18 protein-coding genes are annotated in these 17,305 nt (G+C 59.8%); 15 read left to right on the forward strand and 3 right to left on the reverse strand.

Features of this window, described 5'->3' with window-relative positions; all coding sequences use genetic code 11:
- Positions 1–15 precede the first annotated feature (15 nt).
- The 3 genes from SYN9616_RS0112315 to SYN9616_RS0112325 are packed head-to-tail and all read left to right on the forward strand — an operon-like array spanning position 16 to position 3,534.
- Positions 16–879: a MoxR family ATPase gene (locus SYN9616_RS0112315; protein ID WP_232200402.1), complete on the forward strand. Its 864-nt coding sequence runs from the start codon at positions 16–18 to the stop codon at positions 877–879.
- Positions 866–1,756 (forward strand): DUF58 domain-containing protein, encoded by an 891-nt coding sequence (locus SYN9616_RS0112320; RefSeq protein ID WP_028953356.1) that lies wholly within the window; start codon positions 866–868, stop codon positions 1,754–1,756. Before SYN9616_RS0112315 ends, SYN9616_RS0112320 begins: the two co-directional genes overlap by 14 nt.
- Positions 1,753–3,534 carry a transglutaminase domain-containing protein gene (locus tag SYN9616_RS0112325; protein ID WP_028953357.1) on the forward strand — a complete coding sequence of 594 codons (1,782 nt, stop codon included), beginning with the start codon at positions 1,753–1,755 and terminating at the stop codon, positions 3,532–3,534. The genes SYN9616_RS0112320 and SYN9616_RS0112325 overlap by 4 nt, the downstream gene beginning before the upstream one ends.
- A gap of 47 nt (positions 3,535–3,581) precedes the next feature.
- Here the strand turns inward: SYN9616_RS0112325 and SYN9616_RS0112330 are convergent, their stop codons facing one another.
- Positions 3,582–3,770, reverse strand: coding sequence for a hypothetical protein (locus tag SYN9616_RS0112330; RefSeq protein ID WP_232200406.1), 189 nt, complete (start codon positions 3,768–3,770; stop codon positions 3,582–3,584).
- A 341-nt stretch (positions 3,771–4,111) separates the two neighbouring features.
- Here SYN9616_RS0112330 and SYN9616_RS0112335 point away from each other — a divergent pair, with 341 nt between their 5' ends.
- From SYN9616_RS0112335 to SYN9616_RS0112345, 3 genes are all read left to right on the forward strand, one after another.
- Complete coding sequence (locus tag SYN9616_RS0112335; protein WP_156918815.1) at positions 4,112–4,594, forward strand: hypothetical protein; 483 nt, start codon at positions 4,112–4,114, stop codon at positions 4,592–4,594.
- A gap of 100 nt (positions 4,595–4,694) precedes the next feature.
- Positions 4,695–5,873 (forward strand): 8-oxo-dGTP diphosphatase MutT, encoded by a 1,179-nt coding sequence (mutT, locus tag SYN9616_RS15820; protein WP_051411122.1) that lies wholly within the window; start codon positions 4,695–4,697, stop codon positions 5,871–5,873.
- Entirely contained in the window at positions 5,873–6,859 is a 987-nt protein-coding gene (locus SYN9616_RS0112345) for a carbohydrate kinase (protein ID WP_028953360.1), read from the forward strand. Before mutT ends, SYN9616_RS0112345 begins: the two co-directional genes overlap by 1 nt.
- Here SYN9616_RS0112345 and tsaE read toward each other — a convergent pair.
- The gene (gene tsaE / locus SYN9616_RS0112350) at positions 6,814–7,281 is read right to left on the reverse strand and encodes a tRNA (adenosine(37)-N6)-threonylcarbamoyltransferase complex ATPase subunit type 1 TsaE (protein WP_232200420.1); all 468 of its coding nucleotides are present in this window, start codon (positions 7,279–7,281) and stop codon (positions 6,814–6,816) included. The two genes, SYN9616_RS0112345 and tsaE, sit on opposite strands and share 46 nt — an antisense overlap.
- A gap of 68 nt (positions 7,282–7,349) precedes the next feature.
- Here tsaE and ahcY point away from each other — a divergent pair, with 68 nt between their 5' ends.
- The 3 genes from ahcY (at position 7,350) to SYN9616_RS0112365 (ending at position 10,700) form a co-directional block, all read left to right on the forward strand.
- Positions 7,350–8,780: an adenosylhomocysteinase gene (gene ahcY, locus SYN9616_RS0112355; protein WP_028953362.1), complete on the forward strand. Its 1,431-nt coding sequence runs from the start codon at positions 7,350–7,352 to the stop codon at positions 8,778–8,780.
- A gap of 133 nt (positions 8,781–8,913) precedes the next feature.
- Positions 8,914–9,933 carry a hypothetical protein gene (locus tag SYN9616_RS15825; RefSeq protein ID WP_232200426.1) on the forward strand — a complete coding sequence of 340 codons (1,020 nt, stop codon included), beginning with the start codon at positions 8,914–8,916 and terminating at the stop codon, positions 9,931–9,933.
- A 107-nt stretch (positions 9,934–10,040) separates the two neighbouring features.
- Positions 10,041–10,700 carry a DedA family protein gene (locus SYN9616_RS0112365; RefSeq protein WP_028953364.1) on the forward strand — a complete coding sequence of 220 codons (660 nt, stop codon included), beginning with the start codon at positions 10,041–10,043 and terminating at the stop codon, positions 10,698–10,700.
- A 38-nt stretch (positions 10,701–10,738) separates the two neighbouring features.
- Here the strand turns inward: SYN9616_RS0112365 and SYN9616_RS0112370 are convergent, their stop codons facing one another.
- Positions 10,739–11,119 (reverse strand): single-stranded DNA-binding protein, encoded by a 381-nt coding sequence (locus tag SYN9616_RS0112370; RefSeq protein WP_028953365.1) that lies wholly within the window; start codon positions 11,117–11,119, stop codon positions 10,739–10,741.
- Between the two features lie 140 nt (positions 11,120–11,259).
- Between SYN9616_RS0112370 and SYN9616_RS0112375 the strand changes: the two genes are divergently transcribed.
- From SYN9616_RS0112375 to lysS, 6 genes are all read left to right on the forward strand, one after another.
- Entirely contained in the window at positions 11,260–12,312 is a 1,053-nt protein-coding gene (locus SYN9616_RS0112375) for a rod shape-determining protein (protein ID WP_028953366.1), read from the forward strand.
- Between the two features lie 5 nt (positions 12,313–12,317).
- Positions 12,318–13,064 carry a rod shape-determining protein MreC gene (gene mreC, locus SYN9616_RS0112380; RefSeq protein ID WP_028953367.1) on the forward strand — a complete coding sequence of 249 codons (747 nt, stop codon included), beginning with the start codon at positions 12,318–12,320 and terminating at the stop codon, positions 13,062–13,064.
- A 2-nt stretch (positions 13,065–13,066) separates the two neighbouring features.
- Entirely contained in the window at positions 13,067–13,576 is a 510-nt protein-coding gene (locus SYN9616_RS0112385) for a hypothetical protein (RefSeq protein WP_028953368.1), read from the forward strand.
- Positions 13,573–14,874 carry a sugar ABC transporter substrate-binding protein gene (locus SYN9616_RS0112390; RefSeq protein WP_028953369.1) on the forward strand — a complete coding sequence of 434 codons (1,302 nt, stop codon included), beginning with the start codon at positions 13,573–13,575 and terminating at the stop codon, positions 14,872–14,874. The genes SYN9616_RS0112385 and SYN9616_RS0112390 overlap by 4 nt, the downstream gene beginning before the upstream one ends.
- A gap of 98 nt (positions 14,875–14,972) precedes the next feature.
- Entirely contained in the window at positions 14,973–15,731 is a 759-nt protein-coding gene (gene rpaB, locus SYN9616_RS0112395; protein ID WP_028953370.1) for a response regulator transcription factor RpaB, read from the forward strand.
- Positions 15,732–15,779: 48 nt separating this feature from the next.
- Positions 15,780–17,285, forward strand: coding sequence for a lysine--tRNA ligase (gene lysS, locus SYN9616_RS0112400; RefSeq protein WP_198015183.1), 1,506 nt, complete (start codon positions 15,780–15,782; stop codon positions 17,283–17,285).
- The last annotated feature ends 20 nt before the right edge of the window (positions 17,286–17,305 follow it).

The raw sequence follows: 17,305 nt of genomic DNA on the forward strand, positions 1-17,305 counted from the left end.
CAAGCCCTCAGCACCGTGCTGCTGGGGAAGCAGCACCAGGTGCGGTTGGCTCTTTGCTGTCTGATCGCGGGGGGGCATCTGTTGATCGAGGACCGACCCGGCATGGGGAAATCGACCCTGGCGGAATCACTCGCCAGGAGTTGTGCACTCGCTTTCAAGCGAGTCAGTTTCACCAGCGATCTGCTGCCGGCTGATCTCACGGGCCTGACGGTGTTTGATCCCGCCACTGCGAGCTTCCGCTTCCAGCCCGGACCGATTTTCACGCAGGTGTTGCTGGCTGATGAAATCAACCGTGCCAGCCCTCGCACCCAGAGTGCCCTGTTGGAGGCGATGGCCGCCGGGCGCGTCAGCGTGGATGGCACCAGCCATCCGCTGCCGCAGCCTTTCTTTGTCATCGCCACGCAAAACAGTCTTGATCAGGTGGGCACCAGCCCCCTTCCGGAAGCCCAGCTGGATCGCTTTCTGATGCGTCTCAGCCTCGGATATCCCGATCGGGCAGCGGAAAGGGACTTGCTGATGGGAAAAACTGTTCCAACCGAGTCGCTGGTGTCGACCTTGGAGTCCGTTCAGCTGATCGACTGGCAGCAGCGCTGTTCTCAGCAGCATTGCTCACAGAACCTGATTCATTACGTGTTGGATCTTGTGCAGGCCACACGCCAGTGCGGCACTGGTCTGTCACCGCGAGCCAGTCAGGGACTGCTGGCCGCGGCTCAGGCCTGGTCGCTGTTTGAGGAGCGTCCCCACGTGACGGTGGATGATGTTCAGATCGTCTGCGCTGCAGTGGTTGAGCACCGTCTCGATCGCGGGATCCCATCAGAGCCTGATGGCGGTGCCCCACTGACGCAGGCGTTGCTTCAGCAGGTGAATGCGCTTCGTTAAGCCGCCGCTGATTCGACGTCAGAGCGGCACACAGCTGCGTCTGGGTCTGCGCAATCTGTTCATTCTTCCAACCCGTTTTGGTCTCCTCTGGCTGGCTGCAGCCGGGCTTCTGCAGCTGGTGGCGATTCAGATGCGCAGCAACGGCACCCTTCTGCTCAGCTTTTTGTTGTTGGGCCTGATGCTGTTGGCGATGCATCTCACCCATGACGCTTTGAGCGGTCTGGAGATGCGTTGTGGCGAGCCATCGCCAGGGTTTGCCGGCCAGTTGTTGGCCTATCCCTTGCTCATGACCAGCCGCCTGCCGCGGCAACACCTGCAGCTGTCCTTTTCAGCTGCCCAGTTGCACGAGATTGCTGAACTCACGACTGGAGATCATCAACTGGAGGTGCTCTGGCGTCCAAGCCATCGCGGACTGCAGCGTCCGGGTGCGCTGCACATTTCAACCACGTCTCCCCTGGGATTGTTTGTCTGCTGGAGTCGCTGGGAGCCTGAAACACCTCAGCTGATCTATCCCGCTCGCGTGCAGGGACCCGTTGAATTCGATTGTCCAGAACAGGGTCAGGCTGGAGCGCAGGAGTGGCAGGACCTGAAGCCCTATCGCCCCGGGGAACGACTGACCCTGGTCCACTGGGGAAGTCTGGCCAAAGGTCGTCCCTTGCAGCTGAAGCAGTTCAGCGATCCAGCGAGTCAGCACCTAATGCTGAAACCCATGTTGGGTGTTCCCTGGGAACGGGCTCTGGAGCATCTCGCCGATTGCACCTGGCAGCTCCATCACCAGGGGGAGAGCTACGGCCTTCAGCTTCCAGGTCTCACAATCGAGCCCAGGCGCGGCGCTGCCCATCGCGATGCCTGTCTGGCGGCGCTGGCTGTGGCATGAGCCGAATCCTTGCCTGGTGCACCGTGCCCTTGCTGTTGCTGCAGTGTCTGGGGCTAGATCCCTCGATGGTCCTGGGTTGGGTGACCCTCGCCATGGTGTTGGTGTCCAGTTTCAAGTTGCTGGAGGCTCGTCGATCCGTCGAATTCCGGCTGGTCGGGCTGCTGCAGTTGATCGCCGTGGGATTGCTGGCAGCCCAGTCCCCGGGATTGCTGGCCAGCTTGCTGCAGATGCTCTCGGCATTGTTGGCACTCGCCTCTTTGCTGGCGGTGGACGTGGTTGGCGTATCCCGCGTTCGAGTCCTTTTGCTGCGCAGCCTTCAGCTCATAACCGCGGCTTTGCCGCTGGCTCTGATGCTGTTTTTGCTCTTGCCGCGTATCGGCCCTCTCTGGGGTTCGGATCTTGGCGGTTCCGCTCGAGCGCGCACCGGCCTGTCCCCCGATCTGGATCCCCTCGGCATTGCGGAACTTGTGAGAACGGACGCGCCTGCGGCTCGGCTGAGTTTGGGAGAGAACCGTGAGCCGCCCGACGACGGCTACTGGCGGGTGTTGGTGCATTCCCACTTCGATGGGACGCGTTGGCAACGCCGACCCTCTGCACGTTCCGAACGATTCCTTGACCAGACCCTGGCCATGTCCAGCACGGCTGGACAACAATGGTGGACCGTTGAGCCCAGCCCCAGCGATGCCTTGCCCTGGGATGGCCGTTCCCGACCGACATCGCCAGGTCTGCAGTTGGACGCGCTCGGTGAGTTGCGCCTGCGCCAACCGCCAGCAAAACAAAGGGTCTATCGCTTGCAGGAGCTGAACGATTCCGCGCCCTGGCGGCAGCAGCCTGCGACCGCAACTGATCTGGAGCTGCCACCTGGACGCCAGCCACAGCTTGAGGCTCTTGCCGCAACCTGGCGCACTCTCCCAAACGACCAGGCCCGCCTTGCCGCGGCGGAGGACTGGTTCCGCCAGCAGCGATTCACCTACAGCCTTCAGCCGGGTGTTGTGCGATCCGGATCATTGGATGAGTTCCTGTTTCAGACGCAGGTGGGGTTCTGTGGGCACTACGCCAGCGCCTTCTCCGCTCTGATGCGGGCGGCCGGGGTCCCGTCCCGCGTTGTGAGTGGCTACCGCGGTGGCCGTCTAGTCCGTCCCCTGAGCGGATCGCCTTATCTGGATATCCGTCAGAGCGAGGCCCACGCCTGGAGTGAGGTTTGGCTGGATGGACGGGGTTGGAGTCGGGTGGATCCCACAACCTGGGTCGATCGGGTGGATGCCTCGGCACGTCCCTGGAGCGAGGGAGCCGCTGCCGCCATGTCGGCACCCTGGTGGCGCTGGATGCAGTGGCAGTGGTGGGGCCTTGATCTCGCCTGGACCCAGTGGTGGCTTGGCTGGAATCAGGTTGGCCAGCAAGAGCTGCTGCAGCGCTTGCTGGCTTGGGCCGGTGACTGGACCGGGTTGATCGTGCTGTTGGGGGCCGGCGTAGCTGGCGCCAGCGGTCTGTGGATCCTGCGATGGCTGCAGCGTGCACCAGCTGCGGATCCGTTGCAGCGCAGTCTGTTCTTGCTTGCCAGCCTTGGGGCCGTGCCCGCGCCTGGCGAAACGTTTCCCCAGCTCTGTCGCCGCGCGGCGTCCTTAAAGCCAGAACTCTCTGGTCTGCTGGATGCGATGGCCCAGCAGCAACAGTTGCTTGCCCATGCCCGCCTGCGTCGATCGGAGCAGCGTCATCACAGCCGCCTTTGGCGCCAACTGCGTGGAACGTTGGCCCGTCGTCTCAAGGCGATGCGATGAGTGCGAGGTCTTTGCTTCCTAATACGTGAAAACTCCTGATTAGTTGCCTAACCAGGAGAATATTTGAAAGAATCTTCTTTCAGAATGTCGCAAATTGAGTCTTTAAGACCATCCCTTTGCTGACTGAGATTCGACGTTTCTAACACCATCTGCAAGATCAGTTGTGCTGAGTTTTGCACCGAAAGGAGGCATGCCGTTTTTCCTTTGGTCACCTTGTAAGTGATGGCCTCGGGCATTGCCTTCATCGCAACAGCCACAGCGGTCTTGGTCGCCCTGGTCTTGAGGCTCGGCTACTGCTGTGAGTGGTTCGGAATGCATCCGTTCTTTGGCTGAGACGGAGAACCAGCTCTTCGAGTCCTAGTCAGGTCTACGGATGACAACCGCAGCAAGCCGCATTCACCGGACTTCTTTTCTGGAACTTCGCTGGCGAGTGAAGCGATTTGGATGTTCCTTCTGGACATTGGACGCTTAGAGCCAGAGCAATGTGCCTGATGAGCGACAAAGCCGCAGCAGTGATGGGCAAGTGAGCCAAGACTCAGCACACTTCAAAAAGTGAAAAGCTGACTGAATGAAAGGGATGAGTTGGCTTCGGAACCTTTTGTTCAGTGCAGGGATCGCTCTGTTTTTGTTGTGCGGCGCTGGTCCCGCGGCAGCTTGTGTGGAAGGTCTGGCTTGGGGCATGCAACTCGAGCAGGTGAAAATCCATCTGGGAGACGGTCAACCCATGCATCGAGATCAGTCCGGGCGCTATGTCGCTCGCGACGTGTTGTTGGATCGACTTCCCGTCTCACAGGCCACCTTTGACGTGGACCCGGATCAAGGCTTGTTGCACCTGGCCTATGAGTTCGCCATCGACGACATGACTGAAGTTCTTGCGGGACTTCGCGCCCGGCACGGCCCACCTCTCAGCACAAACCTTGAACACAACAGCCACAACGACCAGGTCTGGGTTTGGAACACCGGTGAAGATTTGATCACCGCTGTGAAGCAGGACGTTGCCGGCGAGCAGGCCTTCCTGATTTCCTACCGGCCCAGCCGCCTGCGACCCGAAACACTCTGAAGCAACACCTCAATCCGAGGACGGGGAGGCATGAAGAGTCCGGTGACTCACGTCCCCTAACAAGATGTCCCAAGCCAACGAGGGCGTGGATTCCTGCCTGATGGACCAACGAGGCAGCTCCGAGCATTGCGATCCCAGCGCGACAGCGCCTGGCCTAAGGCGGACTTTGTTGGCCTGGTGGGACGTCAATGGCCGTAAAGACCCTGCCCTGAAGCCGTGGATGTTCACCAAGGATGGCCGCTGGCCAGAGCCCAACGAAGAACTCTCTGTTCTGCAGTGCTGGATTGCTGAAGTGATGCTGCAGCAAACCCAGCTGTCCGTTGTGCTTCCGTACTGGCAGCGCTGGATGGAGGCGTTCCCCAGCCTTGAGGCCCTGGCCGCGGCGTCATTGCAGAAGGTTCGCCTGCAGTGGCAGGGGCTGGGCTATTACTCCCGGGCGCGTCGCCTGCATGAGGCGGCCCAGATGGTTCTGGATCAGTCGTGGCCGCGTGATCTGGAGGGCTGGCTGGCTTTACCAGGCATTGGCCGCACCACCGCCGGGGGCATCCTGTCCAGTGCCTTTAATGCAGCGGAACCGATCCTGGATGGCAATGTGCGGCGGGTTCTGGCGCGTCTGAAGGCACACCCGTCACCGCCGGCACGGGATCAGGCCCTGTTCTGGCAGGTGAGCGAGGCCTTGCTGGATCGCAGACGTCCGCGCGATTTCAATCAGGCCTTGATGGATCTCGGTGCCACGGTCTGCACGCCTCGCCATCCCAATTGCCGGTGTTGTCCCTGGATCGGCGATTGCGCTGCCTACGCTGCCGGCGATCCGACCCGCTGGCCCGTGACCGACGACCGCAAGCCTCTGCCCTTTCAGGTGATCGGCGTGGGTGTTGTGCTGAATGCTGGGGGTGACGTGTTGATTGATCAACGCCTCGAAGAGGGTTTGTTGGGCGGACTCTGGGAGTTCCCTGGAGGCAAGCAGGAAGAAGGAGAAGCCATCTCGGAGTGCATTGCTCGTGAGCTGCGCGAGGAACTGTCGATTGAGGTCCGCGTCGGGGAGGAGTTGATCTGCATCGACCACGCCTACAGCCACAAAAAGCTGCGCTTTGTGGTGCATCTCTGCACCTGGCTCTCCGGAGATCCGCAACCACTGGCCAGCCAGCAGGTGCGCTGGGTTCGACCGAGCGACCTTGCCGACTACCCCTTTCCAGCTGCCAACGCCAGGATCATCGAGGCTTTGCTTGGCAAGTTCAACGACTCTGACCAGGCTGGAGCAAGTCGCAGCGCGGCCTGATGTTGGAGACCGGTCGTCCGACACAGGTGTTGTGCCTGGGGGAGGCTCTAATCGATCGCCTTGGACCGCCGGGGGGCGATCCGCTCGTCGGCCGACCATTTGATGACCGTCTTGGCGGGGCCCCAGCCAATGTGGCCTGCGCGCTGGCGCGCCTCGGCACATCGGCTGCCTTCCTCGGACGCCTCGGCGCCGACGATATTGGAGCGTCGTTCCAGGCTCTGTTCAAAGATCGTGGGGTCGATCGAGCTGGCTTGCAGATTGACCCTGAGCGTCCCTCACGCGTCGTGCTGGTGCGGCGGGATCGTTCCGGTGAGCGGACGTTCCAGGGTTTCGCCGGTGACGCAGGTTTGGGATTTGCCGATCAGGCCCTGGCTGCAGAGGGATTGGCTGAAGCCTGGCCCCAACTTGCAACAGTGGCTTCCTGGTTGCTGATCGGCACGATTCCTCTGGCGACGCCCCAATCCGCGCAGGCTCTGCACTGTGCCGTCGATCTGGCTCGCAGGCAGGGGACAGCGATTGCTCTTGATGTGAACTGGCGCCCAACGTTCTGGGATGCTTCAGCGGATCCGGGCAGTGGGCCTGCGCCAGTTGCCCTGAAGGCGATCCAGCCGCTCCTGCAGCAGGCCGCACTGATCAAGCTGGCTCGGGAGGAGGCGCTTTGGTTTTTTGGCTCCGACGATCCCGCTCATATCCAGGCCGCTCTTCCGCAGCAACCAGCGGTGGTGGTGACCGACGGTGCACAGCCGGTGCGCTGCCGCATGGATGGCGTGTCTGCTCAGATCCCCGCGTTCAAGCCCTCCAAGGTGGTGGATACCACTGGTGCCGGGGATGCCTTCACCGCAGGCCTGTTGCATCGCTGGGCTGCGCCGGTGCCGGAGCGTCTGCGTTTTGCAGCCGCCTGTGGGGCATTGGTCTGCGGTGGCGCTGGCGCAATCGATCCTCAACCCAGCGAGTCAGAGGTTGTCTCCTTTGGAGGAATGAGCTGAGCTTGCCGTCCGCCGCTGGCCAGCGGCTCAAGCACCACGCTCCAGGCTTCCGGCAAGGACAAGCTGAGACGTTCAGGCCATTCCACCGCCATCAGGGCGTTGAGGGCTTTGGCTTCCTCCTCTTCCTGAAGAAAGAGTTCATCGGCAGCAGCGGGGTGCTCCAGGCGATACAGATCGAGATGCACCAGGGGTAAGTGCCCGCCTGTGTAGTGCTGCGCTAACGCAAACGTTGGACTGGTGATCGGTTCAGTGATTCCCAGCCCCTGTGCCAACCCCTGAACCAGAGACGTTTTGCCAGCGCCAAGTGGGCCGTTCAACAACAGAATCGAACCCGGCGGCAGTTGCTCGACCAGTTGACGCCCCAGTACGTGGGTGGTCTCAAGGGTCTCAAGATGCCAGGCAAGCCCTGTAGAGTCCGCCACAAGCGAGCCCGAAGTCTCGGCGTCTCTGCAGCGATTGATCTTCACGACTCCTAGGGAGCATTAAAACCATGGTGGCAGCGCCCACAACAACGGCCGAGCTGAAGCTCGCCAATGATTACGTCATTGCCGACCTCAACCTTGCCGACTTCGGTCGCAAGGAGCTCGACATTGCCGAGACCGAAATGCCAGGGCTGATGGCGCTTCGAGAGAAGTACGGCCAGGAAAAGCCTCTCAAGGGAGCCCGGATCGCCGGTTCTCTGCACATGACGATCCAGACCGCCTGTCTGATCGAGACCCTTGTGGAGCTGGGCGCTGAGGTGCGCTGGGCGTCCTGCAACATCTTTTCCACCCAAGATCACGCCGCTGCCGCCATTGCAGCCCAGAACATTCCGGTGTTCGCCGTCAAGGGTGAAACCCTTGAGGAGTACTGGGATTACACCCACCGCATTCTCGAGTGGGGCGATGGTGGTTCCCCCAACATGATCCTGGATGACGGTGGTGATGCCACCGGGCTGGTGATGCTCGGCAGCAAGGCGGAGCAGGACATCACCGTTCTCGACAATCCAGGTAACGAAGAGGAGACCTTCCTGTTCGCGTCCATCAAGAAGAAGCTGGCTCAGGATCCCAGCTTCTACAGCCGCACCAAGGCGCAGATCCAGGGCGTGACCGAGGAAACCACCACCGGTGTGGCGCGTCTGTACAAGATGCAGAAGAGCGGTGAGCTGCCCTTCCCCGCCATCAACGTCAACGACTCGGTCACCAAGAGCAAGTTCGACAACCTCTACGGCTGCCGCGAGTCGCTGGTGGACAGCATCAAGCGCGCCACCGATGTGATGGTGGCTGGCAAGCAGGCCCTGGTGATGGGTTACGGCGATGTGGGCAAGGGCTCAGCTCAGTCCTTGCGCGGCCTTGGCGCCACCGTCTGCATTGCCGAAGTGGATCCCATCTGCGCACTGCAGGCGGCCATGGAGGGTTACAGGGTCGTGCGTCTCGAGGATGTGGTTGATCAGATGGACATCTTCGTGACCGCAACCGGCAACTACCAGGTGATCCGAAATGAGCACCTGCTGAAGATGAAAGACGAGGCGATCGTCTGCAACATCGGCCACTTCGATAACGAGATCGATGTCGCCTCTCTCAAGACCTATGAGTGGGAGAACATCAAGCCGCAGGTTGATCACATCACCCTGCCTAGCGGTAATCGGATCATCCTTCTGGCTGAGGGACGCCTGGTGAACCTCGGTTGTGCCACGGGTCACCCCAGCTTCGTGATGAGCAACTCCTTCACCAATCAGGTGCTGGCGCAGATCGAGCTGTTCACAAAAGGCAGCGAATACGGCAAAGAGGTTTATGTGCTGCCCAAGCACCTCGACGAGATGGTGGCGCGTCTTCACCTCGATCGCATCGGCGCCAAGCTCACCGAGCTGAGCAAGGACCAGGCCGATTACATCAACGTGCCGGTGGAAGGCCCCTTCAAGCCAGACCACTACCGCTATTGATCCATCGACGTTTCTCGGTGGTAATTTAGTGTCTAGTTGTTGAATTGAGATGAGTGTATTTTTGAAGCCTTCTTGCACTCTTGGTCGCAAGAAGGCTTTTTTTATGCACAATTGGCGTTGCGCGGGATCAACGATGAACTCATTGTTGTCGAGTAATTTTGGTAGCGCATATTTGAAGGTTGGTACTCAGTTTAGCGACTACGGATGGCCACGATATGATTTACCGGAAATTCTCACATTGAATGAGGTGAGAAGTAAGAGTCGCGATGGTGGGATCCTAGGGGGACATCTTTGTTCTGGGATCGAGTCTTGTATTGGAGGTGACTGGGATTTATGGATCAATGCTCGCGACCCCTTGAAAAGACTTTCTAGTGGAATTGTTCGGTTTCATTCGAAAGCATTTGATTTTGTGGGTAATGATTTGGATTTCACAGGCTTTCAGCAGAAAGCTGTTGAAAAGCTCGAGGTGTTAATGGCGGGTCCACTTCGCCATGAGCAAAATGGTGTTGCTAAGCGCCTCGCAGGTTTAGCGATTGCCGACTCAGTCTCTTTTGATCGAGAATCAAACTTAGAAACTCTGTCTTGTTTCCCGCTGAACTCTGAGCATGCATTGCTTTACGAGGTCGCAAAGAGTCAGCTTCAAAAAGTTAAGGTGTTTATTATTCCTGATTATTTGCATGCATCATTAATATGCATTGAAAAAATGTATGATCTCCCACCGATCATTAATTTATTTTCTGATTTGAAGCACAACCCGGTTCAGCTTGGGAAAGCAACAGCGTCTCAGAAGAAGATTTTTGAATATTCGCTTCCAAGGCTTCGTGAAATGTGTGCAATCGACTCACGCCTTTGGTTAGATATTAAGGCAAGGTTTAAGTCTTGCGTAAGCGATTTTCAAATCAGCAAGAAACAGATTGCAATTCGAGAAGCGATTCACGAAAATGGCCTGTTGAATCACAAAATACTTGAAAAATATTCTTCTGACGAAGAGATTATAAGTGCTATAGTGAGATCAATTTCTATACTTTGCAAAGGAAAGAAAGAGCTTGCAAAAGATATTGTCTTTGAAATTACCCGCTGGTCGCGCTTCGACCCTTCAGCAGCCACTGAGATTCGCGAAAGGGCTTTGACGGTTTTGGGATTGACTGCGTGAAAATGGTGTTCTTAGGAATATTTTTAGGTCAAACTTTGTCATGAATAGGAATTTAGTTGTAACTGATTAGTCGGCGTGGAAGACTTGCGCCGTTTCGCGCGGTCTCCATGGGGCTTTCTGATTTGATCACGCAGCTGCCTGAGCTGATCGGACAGGCCGTGGAGTCCAACCAATGGCTCGGGTACATCGCAATTTTCGCGGCGATGTTTCTCGAAAATCTGTTTCCGCCGATCCCGTCAGAGTTGATCATGCCCTTAGGCGGGTTTTATGTGCAGCAGGGCCAGTTGCAGCTGGTGCCGGTTGTGCTCGCTGGGCTGTTGGGAACAGTGCTTGGAGCACTTCCCTGGTACGGGATCGGTCGTTTGATCAACGAAGACAGAATTGAACAGTGGCTGGCTCGCCACGGTCGGTGGATTGGGATCAGTCCCCAGGAGCTGGCGCGGAGCCACCGCTGGTTCACCCGCTATGGCAACGCCCTGGTGTTCTGGGGACGTCTGGTGCCGGGCATCCGCACCTTGATTTCTGTTCCCGCCGGGATCGAGATGATGCCGATGGGTCCTTTTCTGATCTGGACCACGGCTGGCAGCCTGATCTGGACGCTGCTGCTCACTGTCGCCGGCATGGTGCTCGGGGAGGGTTACAGCAATGTCGAGGCCTGGATCGACCCCGTCTCGAAGGTGATCAAGGTTCTGCTCGTTATCGCTGTGCTGGCCGGCGGCATTTGGCTGGGCCTGCGGGTCTGGCGCCGCCGACAGTCATCCGACTGAACAGTCTTCGGACTGACCTGCGGCACCACACAATTCCCTCAGAAGGGAATCTCTTCGTCGCTGGCTTGGTTGCCGCCGAAACCGCCAGCAGCAGCTTCGTTGTCGCGTTTGGATCCGAGCAGTTCCAGCCGGTCGACTCTGACGACCGGCTTGCTGCGCTCTTCGCCGCTGTTGCGGTCGTTCCAGCGGTCCAATTTGAAGCTGCCGACGATCCCCAGCAGGGACCCTTTCTTGACGTAGTCCGCTGCGACCTGGGCCTGCTTGCCCCAGATTTCAAGGTTGAACCAGTCGGGCTCATCGTCCCGGCTGCGCCGGTTGACGGCCATGGTGAGGTTGGCAACAACGCTGCCTGATTCGAAGTAGCGAACTTCGGGATCCCGGCCGGCACGGCCGACAAGGGTGACGGAATTCACGCCCATGGATGACTCTCTCCTGTGATTTGGTCAATGATGCGCCACAGATGAAGTGGCTGCTTTTAAGGAGTTCCACCCCTGACGTCGGATGTATCAGGTCTGCCTGGAAAACGCCCCTAAACTTCTGCGATCTGAAATCGGTGTCTGTGTTTCTCCGTCGCTTCCAGCTGTCACGAGACATCGGCATCGATCTGGGCACCGCGAACACCCTGATTTACGTTTCAGGCCGCGGCATTGTTCTTCAGGAGCCCTCTGTGGTCGCCCTCGATCTCGAGCGCGGTGCCACCCTCGCTGTGGGGGATGAAGCGAAGCTGATGCTGGGCCGTACGCCCGGCAACATCCGCGCGGTGCGGCCACTTCGAGACGGCGTCATCGCCGATTTCGATGCCGCTGAACAGATGCTCAAAACCTTTATCAACAAAGGCAATGAGGGTCGCGGAATCATGGCTCCCCGCTTGGTTGTTGGAATTCCCAGCGGCGTCACCGGGGTCGAGCGTCGCGCGGTCCGCGAAGCCGGTATGGCCGGGGCCCGAGAAGTTCACCTGATTGATGAGCCGGTCGCCGCAGCGATTGGTGCCGGGCTTCCCGTCACCGAACCGGTGGGAACCATGATCGTTGATATCGGTGGTGGTACCACCGAGGTGGCGGTGCTGAGTCTTGGTGGCACGGTCCTGAGCGAGTCGGTGCGTGTGGCCGGTGATGAGATCAGCGATTCGATCGGCGTGTATCTCAAGAAGGTCCACAACATGGTGGTGGGCGAGCGCACTGCTGAGGACATCAAGATCCGCATTGGATCGGCCTTTCCGGATAACGAATTCGATCAGCAATCCATGGATGTGCGCGGGCTGCACTTGCTGTCCGGGTTACCGCGCACCATCAATCTCAAGGCCGGTGACCTGCGCGAGGCGATTGCTGAGCCCCTCAACGTGATCGTCGAGGCCGTGAAGCGCACCCTCGAGCGCACGCCTCCTGAACTCGCTGCAGACATCGTTGACCGTGGCATCATGCTCGCCGGCGGTGGCGCTCTCGTCCGCGGGATCAGTGACCTGATCAGCCATGAAACAGGGATTTTCGTTCATGTGGCAGAGGACCCTCTGTTGTGTGTGGTGAATGGCTGCGGTCAGGTGCTGGAGGACTGGAAGCGTCTCCAGCGCGTGGTCGATACGCCTGAATTCGTCCGCTCCGCCGTCACCGCCTGAAATCCGTGGCACCGACTCAGTGGCCCGGCGGCAGCAGTTGGCGGGGCTTTCTGAAGCTCTGGCCATGGTCCCTCCTGCTGATCGCCTTCCTTTTGGTCCGTGCCAGCAAAGGCGCCGGATTTGCTGATGCTTATGCCTTGCTGATCCGTCCGTTCTGGCCAGGCCCTGCCCAGAGCGAGTGGTTGGGTGCAGCGGCAGATCTGGAGGCAAGGGCAACGCTCCAGCTTCTTGAGGCCGACAACCGGCGCCTGCGTGGATTGCTCGGTTTGCAGGATGGAGGGAACAGTCCGGAGAACCTTTCTGCTGCTGTGATTTCACGTTCCCCCCGCGGGTGGTGGCAGCAGCTGGAGCTGGGCAAGGGTGCCCTAAACGGCATCTCAGCAGGTGATGCGGTGATGGGTCCCGGCGGATTGGTGGGGCAGGTTCAGAGCGTCACCCCCGCAACCAGTCGGGTGAAGTTGCTCACAGCTCCGGGGACGGAGGTCGGTGTATGGCTGCCCCGCTCTCGCAGTCATGGACTGCTCGTGGGGATGGGCACCAGCCGACCCCAGCTTCGGTTCATCGAAAAGGATCCCAATGTTCGGCCCGGGGATCTGGTAAGCACATCACCCGCAAGCACCCTGCTGCCGGCCAACCTGCCCATCGGCGTGGTCCAGTCGGTGGACGAGCGGGCTGTTCCAGCTCCCCACGCTGTGGTGCAGTTGATCGCCGCACCAGAGGCGATCGACTGGGTTCAGGTCCGCAGGCGCTGACCATGGCACGCCTGCACCGTCAGCCCCTGTCCCTGGCCACAGCCCTCCTAGTTCCTTTGCTCTCGCTGGCCACGCCGAGCTGGTTCGGAGTTTCCGGCGTTGGTCCCGCCTGGGCCGTGCTCTGGCTACTGCCTTGGTCCCTGGTGGATGGTCCTGTGTCCGGTGCCTTCGCTGGAGTTTCCCTGGGGTTGGTTCTGGATGGACTCAGCCTCGGGGGAGCCACGCAAGTTCCAGCCTTGCTGTTGCTGGGCTGGTGGTGGGGTCGCCTGGGCCGCCGTGCCCCACCGATCCAGCGCAGCCTCAATCTCGGTTTGCTTGCCTGGATCGGGAGCGTCGCTCTCGGGCTCAGCCTGATCCTGCAGATTCTTGTGCTCCAGGGTGGTGAGCTGGGTCCCTGGTTGGCTGGCTGGGCCTGGAAGACCACCTGGAGTCAGTCCCTGATCACCGCCTTGCTCGCGCCGATGCTGGTCTCGATTCAGCTGTTGATCTGGCGACGGAGGGCGCCGGCATGACGGGGGTTTGGACGCGCCGCCAACTGCTGCTTGCGGCTGCTGCTACGTCCCTGGCGGCCTGTGGTCGTCCGACAACGTCCGGACAGGAGCTGGATCTCTGGACGCTGCAGCTGGCGCCCAAATTCAATCCTTACTTCGCTGATCTGCTGGCCGAATGGAAGCGCAGCCACCCGCGTCTGCCGGTGCGTTGGACCGATCTGCCCTGGGGGTCTGTCGAACGCAAGCTGCTGGCGGCCGTTTTTGCACGCACGGCTCCGGATCTGGTGAATCTCAATCCGCCATTTGCGGCCAATCTCGCCAGCAAGGGGGGGCTCAGTGATCTTTCGCCTCTTTTGTCGAAGGAGGTGGAGCAGCGTTATCTGCCATCGGTCTGGCAGGCCTGCCGTGATGACGATGCCGGGCAGATCGCGATCCCCTGGTACCTCACCGTGCGGCTCAGCCTTGTGAACCGCAGCCTGCTGGAGCAGGCCGGCATCGCCTCACCGCCGCGTTATTGGAGTGAAATTCCGGATTTCGCCCGTCGTCTGCGCGACAAAACCGGACGCTATGGCCTGTTTGTGACCGTGGTGCCGGATGACTCGGCCGAGATGTTGGAAACGCTGGTGCAGATGGGCGTGACGCTGCTGGATGATCGGCGTCGCGCTGCGTTCGACAGCCCTGCTGGCCGTCGAGCCTTTCGCTACTGGACTGATCTCTATCGAGCTGGGCTCCTGCCCCGCGAAGTGGTGAGCCAGGGCCAGCGACGGGCCATCGAGCTCTTCCAGAGCGGTGATCTGGCCCTGGCGGCGACAGGTGCGGAATTTTTGCGCAGCATCCAGACCAATGCGCCCGGTGTGGCTGCTGTGACCGAACCCCATCCTCCTCTCACCGGCTCTGATGGCACTGCCAATGTGGCTCTGATGACTCTGGCTGTGCCGCGTCAGAGTCAACGCCGCGCAGAGGCTGTCGACTTCGCTGCATATCTCACGAATGCGGCCAATCAGACCCGCTTCGCCACAGAGGCCAGGGTTCTGCCGTCTTCAAAGCAGGCCCTCGTGACGATTCGTCAAGCGCTCGAGCGGGAGCAACCCACCACTGCGGCCGCGGCTCAGATTCGATCAGCGCGATTGTTGTCTGCCAAAACTCTGGAGCAGGCCCGCGTGCTTGTGCCGGCGCTGCCGGGGATCAAGCGGCTCCAGAAGATCCTCTACACCCAGTTGCAGAAAGCGATGTTGGAGCAGATCAGCAGTGATCAGGCTGTTGTATCGGCTGCAAAAGAGTGGAATCAGTACGCAACCTCGAGATGGCCGGACGCTTGAATTATTAAGAGAATCGGAAAACAGGTTGCGGTGCAGGCTTTTTACATCACCAAAGCAACATTGAACTGTAGGGTTACACGTCGTTAAGCGTGTGGCCGATGACGGGCAGTGGGCCCTCGCAACCAAAAGCCACGATTTTGGTGGTGGATGACGAGGCAGCTGTGCGGCGTGTCCTTGTAATGCGGTTGCAGCTGTCTGGATATCGCGTTCTCTGTGCTGAAGATGGGGAAGAGGCCCTTGAGCTCTTCCACAGGGAAGAGCCTGATCTGATCGTTCTCGACGTCATGCTTCCGAAGCTCGATGGCTTCGCGGTGTGCCGTCGGCTGCGCGCTGAATCCTGCGTACCGATCATCTTTCTGTCAGCCGTTGAGGCGATCTCCGAACGAGTTGCAGGGCTGGACCTCGGAGCGGATGACTACTTACCAAAGCCTTTCAGTCCCAAGGAGTTAGAGGCGCGCATTGCCACCATTCTGCGGAGAGTTGGTCGCGGTAATGCCGTCGTTGAGAACCGTGATGTGCCCACTGGCCAGGGTGTTTTCAAGCTGGGTGATCTGGTGGTCGACACCAACCGCCGACAGGTGAGTCGCGGTGGGGAACGCATCAACCTCACCTACACCGAGTTCAGTTTGCTTGAGCTGCTCTTCCGTGATCCAGGGAGCGTGGTTCCAAGAGCCGAAATTCTCGAGCAGCTCTGGGGCTATCCGCCTCGGCGTGCCGCTGATCTTCGCGTCGTTGACGTGTATGTGGCCCGTTTGCGCGGCAAATTGGAGCCGGATCCTCGCAACCCTGAGTTGATTCTCACGGTGCGCGGCATCGGTTATGCCTCTCAGCGGCTTGGAGAAACAGCGACAGCCTGACCTGGGGTTGACGGCTGATTAGCGACATCCGACCAACGGGCGGGCAAGATGACGCCCGTCTGCCGTTCATCCGTGTCTGATCTGCGCGACACCCGCCTGGAGAAGGCCCATTCGCTTCAGGAGTTGGATCAGGGGCCCTATGCCCTGCACTTCCGCCCCTCTCACCGTCTGGCGACGTTGCAGAGCGATCACGCGGATCTGCCGAATGGCGAGGAGCGGGATGTCACCGTTTCCGTTGCTGGTCGTGTGATGACCCGCCGGGTGATGGGCAAGCTCGCCTTCTTTACCCTTGCTGATGAAACCGGCACCATCCAGCTGTTTCTGGAGAAGGCCGGCCTCGAGGCGCAGCAGGAAGGCTGGTTCAAACAGATCACGGGCCTTGTCGATGCCGGGGACTGGCTGGGCGTCACAGGCATTCTTCGCCGCACGGATCGGGGTGAGTTGTCGGTGAAGGTCCGTGATTGGCGCATGCTCAGCAAGGCGTTGCAGCCCTTGCCCGATAAGTGGCATGGCCTGGCTGATGTTGAGAAGCGCTATCGCCAGCGCTATCTCGACCTGATCGTGTCACCGCAGTCGCGCGAGACCTTTCGCCGTCGCGCTCTCACGGTGAGTGGGATTCGTCGCTGGTTGGATGAGCGTCAGTTTCTTGAGATTGAAACGCCTGTGCTCCAGGCGGAGGCGGGTGGTGCGGATGCCCGTCCGTTCGTGACGCACCACAACACCCTCGACCTTGCTCTCTATCTGCGGATCGCCACGGAACTCCACCTCAAGCGTCTGGTGGTGGGTGGATTTGAAAGGGTCTACGAGCTCGGCCGCATCTTCCGCAATGAGGGGGTGAGCACCCGCCATAACCCTGAGTTCACCTCTGTGGAGGTGTACCAGGCCTATGCCGACTACGTCGACATGATGGAGCTCACCGAGTCGATGATCAGTTCGGTCTGCCAGCAGGTCTGCGGCGGCACACGTCTGACCTATCAAGGGGTTGAGGTGGATCTCACGCCGCCCTGGCGTCGCGCCACCATGCATGAACTGGTGCAGGAGGCCACCGGGTTGGACTTCAACGGCTTCGACAGCCGTGAGGCAGCCTCGGAGGCGATGCAGGCGGCAGGTCTTGAGGTGCCCAGCAAGGCGGACAGCGTCGGCCGTCTGCTGAATGAAGCGTTCGAACAACGCGTTGAAACAGAGTTGATTCAACCCACGTTCGTGATGGATTATCCGATCGAAATCTCACCTCTGGCCCGCAAGCACCGCAGTAAACCAGGCCTCGTGGAACGCTTTGAACTGTTCATCGTGGGTCGTGAGACCGCCAATGCCTTCAGTGAGCTGATCGATCCCGTGGATCAGCGACAACGATTGGAGGACCAGCAAGCTCGCAAGGTGGCTGGAGACCTGGAGGCCCAGGGTCTCGATGAGGATTTTGTCAATGCACTGGAGGTCGGGATGCCGCCGACGGGAGGCCTTGGGATCGGGATCGATCGGCTGGTGATGCTGCTGACGGACAGCCCGTCAATTCGGGATGTGATCGCTTTTCCGCTTTTACGTCCAGATGTTTGAGAGGTTTGCCCCCCCAGAGT

This window comes from Synechococcus sp. CC9616 (assembly GCF_000515235.1).
In the GTDB taxonomy this organism is placed as follows: domain Bacteria; phylum Cyanobacteriota; class Cyanobacteriia; order PCC-6307; family Cyanobiaceae; genus Parasynechococcus.

What these genes read in the sequence shown, in the direction of transcription:
- SYN9616_RS0112325 (WP_028953357.1), top strand. Translation starts at nt 1,753, where the DNA reads ATGAGCCGAATCCTTGCCTGGTGCACCGTGCCCTTGCTGTTGCTGCAG.
- SYN9616_RS0112385 (WP_028953368.1), top strand. Translation starts at nt 13,067, where the DNA reads ATGGCACGCCTGCACCGTCAGCCCCTGTCCCTGGCCACAGCCCTCCTA.
- SYN9616_RS0112335 (WP_156918815.1), top strand. Translation starts at nt 4,112, where the DNA reads ATGAGTTGGCTTCGGAACCTTTTGTTCAGTGCAGGGATCGCTCTGTTT.
- rpaB (WP_028953370.1), top strand. Translation starts at nt 14,973, where the DNA reads ATGACGGGCAGTGGGCCCTCGCAACCAAAAGCCACGATTTTGGTGGTG.
- SYN9616_RS0112320 (WP_028953356.1), top strand. Translation starts at nt 866, where the DNA reads ATGCGCTTCGTTAAGCCGCCGCTGATTCGACGTCAGAGCGGCACACAG.
- lysS (WP_198015183.1), top strand. Translation starts at nt 15,780, where the DNA reads ATGACGCCCGTCTGCCGTTCATCCGTGTCTGATCTGCGCGACACCCGC.
- SYN9616_RS0112345 (WP_028953360.1), top strand. Translation starts at nt 5,873, where the DNA reads ATGTTGGAGACCGGTCGTCCGACACAGGTGTTGTGCCTGGGGGAGGCT.
- SYN9616_RS0112390 (WP_028953369.1), top strand. Translation starts at nt 13,573, where the DNA reads ATGACGGGGGTTTGGACGCGCCGCCAACTGCTGCTTGCGGCTGCTGCT.
- SYN9616_RS0112330 (WP_232200406.1), bottom strand. Translation starts at nt 3,770, where the DNA reads ATGCCCGAGGCCATCACTTACAAGGTGACCAAAGGAAAAACGGCATGC.
- SYN9616_RS0112365 (WP_028953364.1), top strand. Translation starts at nt 10,041, where the DNA reads ATGGGGCTTTCTGATTTGATCACGCAGCTGCCTGAGCTGATCGGACAG.
- mutT (WP_051411122.1), top strand. Translation starts at nt 4,695, where the DNA reads ATGGACCAACGAGGCAGCTCCGAGCATTGCGATCCCAGCGCGACAGCG.
- SYN9616_RS0112370 (WP_028953365.1), bottom strand. Translation starts at nt 11,119, where the DNA reads ATGGGCGTGAATTCCGTCACCCTTGTCGGCCGTGCCGGCCGGGATCCC.
- SYN9616_RS15825 (WP_232200426.1), top strand. Translation starts at nt 8,914, where the DNA reads ATGAACTCATTGTTGTCGAGTAATTTTGGTAGCGCATATTTGAAGGTT.
- ahcY (WP_028953362.1), top strand. Translation starts at nt 7,350, where the DNA reads ATGGTGGCAGCGCCCACAACAACGGCCGAGCTGAAGCTCGCCAATGAT.